Origin of the sequence: Allobaculum stercoricanis DSM 13633, assembly GCF_000384195.1 — a bacterium.
In the GTDB taxonomy this organism is placed as follows: domain Bacteria; phylum Bacillota_I; class Bacilli_A; order Erysipelotrichales; family Erysipelotrichaceae; genus Allobaculum; species Allobaculum stercoricanis.
Genome location: NZ_KB913034.1, coordinates 1082133 through 1093215, shown reverse-complemented (window position 1 = coordinate 1093215; position 11083 = coordinate 1082133). Strand labels below are relative to the sequence as shown.

Sequence of the window (11083 nt, the reverse complement as noted above, 5' to 3'; positions counted from 1 at the left end):
GAGATTTGGTTGAGATTTTCTTTAAGATCTATTTCAATATAGATTCTTGAATTATAATGACAAAAGAATAAACTTTGATCTTTGTTGTATGTCTAGTGAACACAGATCAAATCATAAGGAAGATAAGCATGAAAACTGAACAACCTTTAAAACAATGGTTAGAACAACCGAATACAATACATATGAACCGTCTTGAACCGACTAGCTTTATGCATCGAAAAATTAACGGTTTTTCGCATATTCAATCATTAGATGGAACATGGCAAGTTCGTGTGAATGAAACAGCAAAGTGGAATCCTGAAACTCTCTCATTATCATTAGATCAAACATTAAATGGATTTCAATCTATTACAGTTCCAGGACACTTACAACTCTCTGGTTATGGACAAATCCAATATACAAATATCGCTTATCCTTGGGATGGAAAAGAAAAAGTCGAATATGGACATACGCCTAAACAAAACCTGCAAGCAGATTATCGTTTGCGTTTCGACTTAGATGAACAATTAGCATTAGATCATGTCAAACTCGTTTTCCATGGCGTGGAAAGCGCATTTTATGTTTGGCTGAATGGACGTTTTGTTGGTTATAGTACAGATAGTTTTACGCCAAGTGCTTACGATGTAACCGACTTATTACAACCTAAAGGAAATGAACTTGTTGTCTTAGTCTATCAATTTAGTTCTGGCTCCTGGCTTGAGGACCAAGATTTCTTTAGATTTGCGGGAATCTTTCGCTCAGTTGAACTGCAAGGAACAAAAGATATATATGTTAAAGATCTTACCGTGACAACAAATTTAGATGAAAACTATTCGACAGGTACGATTCGTGTTGTGCTTGAGCATAAAAATGCTTCGAGTTTCAAAATTTGTTTAAAAGATCCTGATCAACAAGTTATATTAGATCAAACGACGAAGTGTCATGATTTAAGTTTTGAAATTGAAGAAGCTAAACTATGGTCTGCTGAAGAACCGAATTTATATACATTAGAAATTGCTGTCGAAGATGAACAAGATAATACGATTGAAACGGTAATTCAAACTATTGGCATTCGCCAGATTTTGATCGATCAAGGCGTTATTTTTATCAATGGCCAACGTTTAATGCTTCATGGAGTGAATCGCCATGAGTTTTCTAAAGATACTGGTCGAGTCTTAAGTGCGCAAGAGATTTATAACGATCTTGTTTTGATGAAACAAAATAATATTAATGCAGTGCGCACATGTCATTATCCAAACCAAGATATATTTTATGAATATTGTGACCAATTAGGTCTTTATGTGATGGATGAAGTGAATCTAGAAACCCATGGTACATGGGGCAATGATGAACTAGACAATCCTAAAGACCCGCTTCCGGGAAATCGAATTGAGTGGCGAAATGCGATTCTCGATCGTGCTCAATCGATGGTTAAACGCGATAAAAACCACCCCTCGATTATATTTTGGTCTTTAGGAAATGAAAGTTGGTATGGTGATGATTTATTAGAAGAAGCAGCTTGGATTAGACTTAACGATCCAACACGCATCATTCATTATGAAAGCAGTTATCGCAGTGCAGCTTACCAAGATTGCTCTGATGTTTACTCAAGAATGTATGCTTCACCTGAAGAACTTCGTGATATTTTAGAACACCATCCAGAAAAACCCGTAATTTTATGCGAATACATGCATGCGATGGGGAACTCAGTAGGTGGATTATACCGCTACATTCAACTTGAACAATATCCGCAATATCAAGGCGGATTTATTTGGGATTGGAAAGATCAAGCAATTCAAATTCATGCTGATCAAAATCCAAGAGGTCATTATGACATGTTGGGTTATGGTGGAGATTTTGGCGATCATCCCAATAACAAAAACTTTAGTGGAAATGGCTTATTGTTTGCAAGTGGAACCCCTTCTGCAAAACTAGCTGAAGTTAAAGCTCTCTATTCACCGATCCGCTTGCTTGTTGATGAAACTGGAGTCCAAATTTTAAATGACAATTTGTTTATGGACACAAATCAATATCGCTTTATCTATGAACAAAAAGATGAAGGCAGCATATTATTGAGCGGTGAACTTTTAGTTGATTTAGAAGCGGGCAGTTATGACCACTTTAATATTCCTTGGAAATTGACAAAAAGAGAAAGTGTTTGTTCGGTTTATTGTCTCCAAAATCAGAAAACAGCGGCTATCGAAAAAGGATCAGTCATCAGTTTTGATCAAAGAACAATTGGGAAAACCGATTATGTTGCTTCCATTCCAGCACCTTTAAAAATGGTACAAGGTGATGAAATGTTCAGTTTTGAGTATGGATCATTTAGAGCTTACTTTACTAAAACAGGTTTGTCGTCTTTATGTTATGACGGAAAAGAATGGTTACAAGACCTCCCTCGACCAGTATTTACTCATGCGTTTACCGATAATGAGCGCGGTTATCAATTCGATCTAGAAAATGCCTATTGGTATGGGGCAACATTGTTTTCTAAAGCGTCATTTCAAGAGATTAAAGTAGATCCAAAAGGCATGTATGCGACGATTCAATATCATTATCAACTTCCTTATCCGGCAAAAAATAAGGCGATTTTGACCTATACAGTGGCTGCTCCAGGAACGATTGGGGTTGATTTGATTTTAGAACCTTCTCGATCTTTACCGGATCTTGCGGTGTTTGGTATGGAATTTAAACTCCCCAAAGATCATGAACATTTCCTTTATTATGGAAATGGACCTCATGAAAATTATCGTGATCGGCTTGAAGGTGCACGTTTGGATGTGTTCCAATCTAGTGCAAAAGAGAATTGGCAACCGTATTTAAAACCACAAGAAACAGGAAATCATACTTACGTACGCTGGATTGAATTGTTTAATTGTGATCGCCAATGTCTGCGTTTTAGTAAGATTGGTCAACCGTTTGAAGCGCAAGTTGTTCCATATTCGTTTGAACATACTTTACGGACGCAACATCAAGAAGAACTTGGCGAATCAGATGGAATTTATGTGCGGATCGCAGCAGATCATATGGGAGTGGGTGGTGTCGACTCATGGGGTGCTCGCGTGCATGAACGAGATTGTCTCCATGCTGGAAATAGTCGTCATTTATCGTTCTTTATGAATTTTCCTATTGATCCATTGACGAAATCTTTAGATGTCGCAAAACAAAGTCTTTTAGATGAAGAACATCAAGCATAAATAAAAAAGGAGCTGATCAAATTGAGCTCCTTTTTTTGCGACTTGAATGTTGAGTTTAGTCTTTTGGGCAATTTTTTTCGCTGCATAGACAGGAAGAATAGTGTGTTGTTGACGCATTGGAATAAAATGCGTTATATAAGTCAGTTGGTTGATTTTCTTTGTCAAAGAAGCGATATAAGATTTCTTCATGGAAAGGCTGATTCGCTTTTAGAATCACATCAGGATGTTCTTGGTTATGGATTGAATCAGGAACGAATTGCGGTTCAACAGCTAAGCCAGCATGATGTGAATAGGTTACGCCATGGCGTCCTTGGCAAGGTTCGATGAAGTTTCCAGAATATAATTGAATTCCTGGTAATGTTGTTTCGATTTCTACAGTTCGTTTTGAAACTGGGTCTTGAATGACACATTTTGAATCCTTGTCATCTAAAACAAAATGATGGTCGATTCCGTTGGCTAATTGAACTTGTTCATCACTTTGGTCAAAACCTTGGTGAATTGGAGCAAATTGTCTAAAATCTAGTGGCGTGTTTTGGACTTCACGATAATGACCAATACATAATCCATCTGGATCCACTAAACCATGACGAGAAGCGTCAATGCGTAATAAGTGGTTCGAAACGTCTTCACTTTGATTTAAGTTGAAATAAGTGTGGTGTGTTAAGTTACAAAGTGTATCTTGATCGCTAATTGCATCATAAATAATTCTCAGTGCATTGTCTTCAAGTTTTAAAGTGCAAGTTAAATCAAGATTACCTGGATATCCTTCTTCCATATCTGGTGAATGGTAAGTAAAGATTAATTGGTCATCTTCGATTCTTGAATCGAAGTTTTGGTAAGAAAAACCATCAATGCCGCCATGTAAGGAGTTTGGTCCGTTGTTTACAGCAATTTGGTAGTCTTTTCCGTTTAAAGTGAATTGGCCTTTTTTAAGACGGTTACAAGTGCGCCCAACTAATGCACCGAAATATGTGCCAGAGCGGGCGATGTAATCTTCAATCGTGGGATAACCTAAAATCGTGTTAAAACAATTTCCAGCTGCATCTTTAAGGTCGATTTCGATTAAGGTAACCCCGTAGCTGGAAACTAAAACTTTAAGTTTATCGTTTTCTAATTCATAAAAACAAATGTTGTCAGGTCTTTGTTCAGTTTTGCGAATCATCATGATTTCCTTTCTGAATAATGAATGTGCTTGATTAGTGCTAAGCGCATGCAAATAACATGGTTTATCTCATTATAACCAATCTAAAACGAAATGATATGGGATGATAACATAAGATCACTAGATTGTTAATTTAAGTGTATTCGCATACATTTTGTAAAATGTATGCGAAACCAAAAAATGATCGCGAGGATTAGGGTAAATAGTGCTCGGATTTGTAAAAATCAAAAAGTTTTTTATAATGATTAGATGGAGGAATGCGTATGTGGATTCTTGCTTTAGAAGATTTATCAAATCTAGATGCCGTAATGGAATGTAAACCTGATGCTGTGTGTATTGGTTTAGCACCATTAGCGGCAAGAAGTCATGCTTGTGTTCAGATTGAAGAGTTACCCGAAATGGTTAAACGATTCCATCAACATGACATTCAACTTTTAATTAATGCTCAAGGAATGATTGAACAAAGCCAATTGGCAAATGTTCGTAATCTTTTCCATCAAGCCATCGATACCGGCGTTGATGGATTCTATATTGCAGATGATGGCTATATTCATTTAGCTGATGAATATGGAAACCAAATTGGTCGCGATTTAAGACAACTATTGATCATTCAACCTGAAACGCTTTTATGTAGTGGCCAAGATGCAAACTTCTATTTAGAACAAGGATTGCAAGCAGCGTCTTTAAGCCATGAATTAACGCTGGATGAAATTGTTGCTTGTGCGCAAGATTGTTCAAACGCTAAGAATTTAGAAGTGTTGATTAGTGGTCATTATTCATGGATGGAAAGTCGCCGCCCGCTAATTGAAAACTACTTACGATATATCAAACGACAAGATGCATTTGAACAAAATAAAGTGTATACAATTCAAGAACAAATGCGAGATGCTAGACTTTTGACTTGGCAAGATGATCAGGGCACGCATATCATGTCCGATTTACCAATACAAGCTGGATCGGATCTATGTGCAATCGCAGATAGTGGTATTGAACGCTTTAGAATTGATGCCTTTTTAAAATCAAATGAATGGGGTATTGAAATGCTTCAGACATATCGCAAGATTTTAGAACATTCACCAAATGAAAATTCGATTGAATCGAATTTAAAACAAGAAGAAACATTAATTCGAAAGGAGAAAACAAATGTCCGCCATTGAATTGCTCGCACCCGCTGGTAACTTAGAAAAAGCAAAAACTGCGATTCGTTATGGCGCAAACGCAGTATATATTGGGGGCCAATCTTTCTCTTTACGCTCAAGAGCATCAAATTTTGATTTAGATCAAATTCATGAACTTTGCGAATTTGCTCATGAACATCAAGCGCAAGTACATGTTACGGTCAACATTATCCCTCATCCGAGTGATTTTGGAGGGTTGGAAGATTATCTTCAAGCATTAGATCAAGCTGGAATCGATGCGATTATTTCTGCTTCACCGTCGATTATCACAAGAGCATTAAAAATGGAAACACGCCATTTTGAAGTTCATGTTTCCACGCAACGATCAATCTTAAATAGTGAAGCGGTTCGGTTCTGGACAAATCTTGGCGTAGATCGTGTTGTCTTAGGACGTGAAACACCCATGCCTGCTATCGAAGAAATTTGTCAACAAAACATTAATGACATTGAGGCATTTATTCATGGTGGAATGTGTATTTCCTTTTCTGGGCGCTGTGTCTTATCGAACCATATGACAAATCGTGATGCCAATCGGGGCGGATGTGCACAAAGTTGTCGTTGGAAATATACATTACGCGATGGTGAGCAATCGATCACAGATCCTGAGCGACCGTTTTCAATGTCAAGTCGTGACTTACAAGCAGCCGACCAAATTGAAAGGATGATTCATGCTGGAGTAACATCGGTCAAAATTGAAGGACGAATGAAATCTGACTATTATTTAGCGGTTGTTGTTGGCGCTTATCGACGCCTCATTGATCATATTGAACAATATGGTCATGCCGATGAAGCGTTTTTATCCACCATTTGTGCGGAACTTTCTCGTGCGGAAAACCGCCCAACAGGTCCAGGGTTTTATCATGGACTTCCAGATGAAAATGTTCAATTGTATCGCAAACACGATGAAACGGTGACGCAAGAATATATTGGTTTAGTTTTAGATGCTCATCCACAAAATCGCCCAGGTATGATTCAGGTACAAGTGAAAAATCACTTTGAACAAGGAACACCAGTTGAACTCTTTGGGCCTCATATTGCTCCATACCAGGCGATTATTGAAAAAATCTTTAATGAAGAAAATGAAGAGATTACAATATGTAATCACCCGATGGAGATTGTTTATCTTCCTTGGCAGGGAGATGTTGTTGCCGGATCGATGATCCGCAAGCAACGCCTTGAGTCCTAACATTTTTAATCGTTAGATTATAATAAAGAAAACAAATTATCGCTAAAAATGTATGATTCGTCATTTGGCGTTATTAAACATAGCACTTGCGATGTACAATAAATTGAATTTGGCAGAAATACGGGAAAACAGAAAGGAAGTTCTGCCCTAAGCTCCCGTTTAGAAAATATGAAATTATCAAATAGCTACTTTTTTACATTAAGAGAAAATGCTAAAGATGAAGATTCCGTCTCTAGTAACTTACTCGTGCGTGCGGGTATGATCAAAAAACTCGCAAATGGAATTTATATGATTTTACCTATGGGTAAAAAAGTTTTAGAAAAAGTTGAATATATTGTCCGTGATGAAATGGATAAACACGGATGCCAAGAATTGTTAATGCCAGCTTTGATTCCTGAAGATGTCTATGTTTCATCTGGACGTCGTGAATCATTTGGTTCTAATATGTTCGCTTTAAAAGACCGTTACAATAAACCATATGTATTAGGTCCAACACATGAAGAACTTTTTGCGATCACTGCTGCAATGGATGGTAAATCCTGGAAAGATTTCCCTTATAACTTGTATCAGATTCAAACTAAATATCGTGATGAAACACGTCCACGTTATGGTTTGATCCGTGTTCGTGAATTTATCATGAAAGATGCTTATACATTCGATAAAGATGAAGCGGGTTTAGATGTTGCTTATGCCAACATGTACGATGCGTATAATAAGATTTTCGATCGTATGGGTTTAAACTATAAAATCGTTCGTGCCGACACTGGTGTGATGGGCGGTTTACTTTCTGAAGAATATCAAGCTATTTCTTCCATCGGGGAAGATATCGTCGTTGGATGCGAAGGTTGCGATTTTTCAAGTAACGAAGAAATTACGGAAGTTGTTGATACTTTACAAGATGACACAGCCCAAGAATTACCATTAGAAAAAATCTACACACCAAATGCTGGAACAATTGAAGCAGTAAGTTCTTTTTTAGGTAAAGAACCAAAAGACTTTGTTAAAACATTGATCTATTGTGCAGATGGTAAACTAGTCGCATTTGTTTTACCAGGTGAACGTGAATTAAATGAAACAAAAGCGAGCAAGTTATTAGGCGCTTTAGAACTTACTTTAGCGGATGCTGAACAAGTTAAAGAAGCGACTGGTGCACGAATTGGCTTTGCAGGTCCTGTTGGATTAAATATTCCAATTTATATGGACCGCCAAGTTGCGCATAAGAAAAACTTCATCGTTGGTGCAAATGAAGATGATCACCACTACAAAAATGTAAATTTAAAAGACTTTACACCTACTGCCGTCGCGGATTTAACAGAAGTTATGGAAGGTGATATCTGTCCAAAATGTGGTCAAAAATTGACTTTTGAACACGGTATTGAAGTCGGAAACCTCTTTAAATTAGGAACTAAATATTCACAAGCCATGAACTTACTTTATTTAGACCAAAACAATAAACTTGAACCAGTTTGGATGGGAAGTTATGGAATTGGTTTAGAAAGATGTATGGCTGCCGTAGCTGATCAATATCATGATGAAAATGGGTTGATGTGGCCAGATGATTTAGCTCCATTTAGAGCAGGGATTGTGATCGTCAATATGAAAGACGAACAACAAGTTGAACAAGCGAACAAATTCTACGAATATGCAAAATCTCAAGGCATGGATCTTTTATTAGATGATCGTAACGAACGTGCTGGGGTTAAATTCAAAGATATGGAATTGATCGGTATTCCACATCGCTTTACTTTTGGTAAAGGTGTTGCCCAAGGAAAAGTAGAATACGTTCTGCGTAAAACAGGTGAAAAAGTCGAAGTTGCTATTGAAGATTTACCTGCATTATTAAACAAAATCTACAACCGTTAATATAAGATTAGCGTCGTTTAACAAATAATATGAAAGTCGAAGGGGAAGGACCTCTTCGACTTTTTTTGAAGAGCAGTAAAGTTTTTGTGATCTAAAGGGAATAAATGGAAGAAGTAAAAAAGCCACCTTTAGAAAAATCAAAAAGGTGGCTTGGTATAGATCCTAAATAGAGGAGGATGATTTATTCTACTTCTTCAAATTGTTGATCTGAATTTAAATTATTCAAGGCATCGTTTGGGGAAGAGGATACAGTCTTGTCTTCTGATGCTTCTGGTGATTCTTTACGAATACTATCGATATACGTTTGAATGTTTTGTTCAACAATTTCAAAGTTCACTCGTCCAGCTTGTAGTAATGCATCGTTGAAACGAACAGGATTATAAGTATCACCTAAGGCTTCTTTAGCGATATCTTGGAGTTGATAAATTCTTAATGCACCATAGTAATAACTAAAAAATAGTCCTGGGTTTTCGGCGATTTGATAATAAAGACCTTCGTTTAGTTCACCCCAAACATTATTAAATTCCTGGATACTATAGCCATCATAGTTAATCTGCAAATCCATTAATAAGATTGCATAACCCGAATACATATCCATGAGTTTAAACAGTTCGCAAGTTGATTCATCTACGCCACTCCAATCTAATGTTTCATAAGCGGCATAGGTTGCATATCCTTCAGTAAATGCTTGTTCATTAAGGATATATTGGGCAGGATGTTTAAAATGTTCTTTGTTGTATTGTTCGTGATAGACATGTCCTGGAACAGACTCATGTGCCATGACTTTATAAAATTCCAATGTTTGGAAGTCGGTCGACATTTTATTTGCGTTGTAGCGGATTTGATAAGGGTTATGAGAATCAAAAGGGGTTTCTTCCATATATGCTTGTACAGAATCGGTTGATTGTTCAGCTGAAGCCGGCAAAACATTGTATTTAATTTTAGAGACAAGAGGGAATTGCGCTGGATAGCGTTCCATTAAAAACTCAATAATTGCCTCAGGACTTTCGAAATTTGTGACTTTTTCTTCATCAGGCGAAATTTCGATATCATCACGCAAAAAGGCTCGGTAATCACGTGTGACTTCATCTAAACTTGAACGAACATCTTCTTTGATTTCATCGATTGAATTGGCTGTTCCCGCATATTGTTTTAGGATTAGTTCATAATAATCTTTTCCATTTGGGAAAGACGCGATGGATTGAACGCCTTGGTTTTGATCTTTCAGTTTTTCTAATCCAGCTTTTAGTTTTTCATAAGCAGGGAAAAGGTGTGTATTTAATGCGTTTCGAACTTGTGTTTTATAGTTTTCAGCTTTTGTTGCCTCAAGATTTAAACTATCGATTTCGGCCATTAAATCAGTTACAATGACACAATTTTCTTTAGATTCGAGAACAGAATGAATAGTTGCCATGACCGAATCGTAATTAATCGCAAATTTATTTTGTTTGGCTTGTTCATTGGCGTATTCTAATGCTTCATCGATGAATTTATCTGTGGATTCAATCATAGAAACGACATTGGCAATATCGGATTCCTGATACATTGTATAGGCGGAAAAGACCGTGACTGGAATCGTTTGAACACCGAAATCAGCAGTAAAAATATTGCTGAGATAATCGAAACGTTCATCAAAAAGTTCAATTTGGTTTTTGTATTGGTGCAAGAGTTCCTCGCGGATTTGTTGGTTTGTCGTATTTAAGTCCCGTGGGTCCATTGCTTCAAGACTCTTCACCACTTGGTCGGCAAATTGTTTTTGTTCATCACTAACAAATAAATTTGGTAGAGTCTTAGGTTGTTTATTTGGATCGATTCCGTAATTTTCTGGATGTACGAAATTGACATGGCATAAGAAATATTCGTCTTCGAAATACTTCACAACATATTGGTCAAGGAAGTTTTCAAATTCTGTGTTGGATACAATTTCTTGTTCAACGGATTCAAAACTAGATTTATTGGCAGGTCCTACGCAACCAACAGCTAAAACAGCGGTAAGTAACAGGACAAGATGTTTCTTTTTCATATTTCTCCTTCGTAGATTGAGGTATTAAAATGAGTCTCGATCGCACTCATGATTCTTCTAAAATTGGGTAAATCTTATTATACAGTACAAGAAATTGATAATATGCAATCGACTTTGATTTTATGAATTCTTAAGAAATGAAAAAAGATGCGCAATGAATGATACGTTCTTGTAAAGTAGACACTCGAAATAACTCAATCGAGATGTCACTAAAAGGGAACTTATCAGAATTCGTGCGCATCTTTTTTTCAGTTAATAAATATTTATGAAAATTGAATTTAAATATTTAAGAACATAAACATCAATTGAAATACAACACAACCAAGAAAAAAGGGAAAGATGCAATCTTTGACGCTCAATGTATCAGATTGTGCTTTTTTAGCAAAATTGATGAAATAGTCAATTGCTTTAGATTTGATTTGTTCAAATAAATGTTTGAACGATCGATGAATCCATTCTTTAAATAAATGAGCAGAATAGATGTTTTGAAGATCA

6 protein-coding genes are annotated in these 11083 nt (G+C 36.6%); 4 read left to right on the top strand and 2 right to left on the bottom strand.

What is annotated here, in order from left to right:
* The first annotated feature begins 128 nt into the window (after nt 1-128).
* On the top strand, nt 129-3176 hold the full coding sequence (lacZ, locus tag ALLST_RS10170) for a beta-galactosidase, LacZ type (RefSeq protein WP_019893001.1): 3048 nt from the start codon (nt 129-131) through the stop codon (nt 3174-3176).
* Nucleotides 3177-3231: 55 nt separating this feature from the next.
* Here the strand turns inward: lacZ and ALLST_RS10165 are convergent, their stop codons facing one another.
* Nucleotides 3232-4341: an aldose epimerase family protein gene (locus ALLST_RS10165; RefSeq protein WP_019893000.1), complete on the bottom strand. Its 1110-nt coding sequence runs from the start codon at nt 4339-4341 to the stop codon at nt 3232-3234.
* 254 nt (nt 4342-4595) lie between these two features.
* Between ALLST_RS10165 and ALLST_RS0105035 the strand changes: the two genes are divergently transcribed.
* The 3 genes from ALLST_RS0105035 to ALLST_RS0105025 all read left to right on the top strand — a co-directional run bounded on the left by ALLST_RS0105035 (nt 4596) and on the right by ALLST_RS0105025 (nt 8565).
* Nucleotides 4596-5495 carry a peptidase U32 family protein gene (locus tag ALLST_RS0105035; RefSeq protein WP_083922013.1) on the top strand — a complete coding sequence of 300 codons (900 nt, stop codon included), beginning with the start codon at nt 4596-4598 and terminating at the stop codon, nt 5493-5495.
* On the top strand, nt 5482-6702 hold the full coding sequence (locus ALLST_RS0105030; protein ID WP_019892998.1) for a peptidase U32 family protein: 1221 nt from the start codon (nt 5482-5484) through the stop codon (nt 6700-6702). Before ALLST_RS0105035 ends, ALLST_RS0105030 begins: the two co-directional genes overlap by 14 nt.
* 168 nt (nt 6703-6870) lie before the next feature.
* On the top strand, nt 6871-8565 hold the full coding sequence (locus tag ALLST_RS0105025; RefSeq protein ID WP_019892997.1) for a proline--tRNA ligase: 1695 nt from the start codon (nt 6871-6873) through the stop codon (nt 8563-8565).
* 181 nt (nt 8566-8746) lie between these two features.
* On the opposite strand, the gene ALLST_RS0105020 is transcribed toward ALLST_RS0105025, so the two are convergent.
* Nucleotides 8747-10588: a DUF885 family protein gene (locus ALLST_RS0105020; protein WP_019892996.1), complete on the bottom strand. Its 1842-nt coding sequence runs from the start codon at nt 10586-10588 to the stop codon at nt 8747-8749.
* Nucleotides 10589-11083 lie beyond the last annotated feature (495 nt).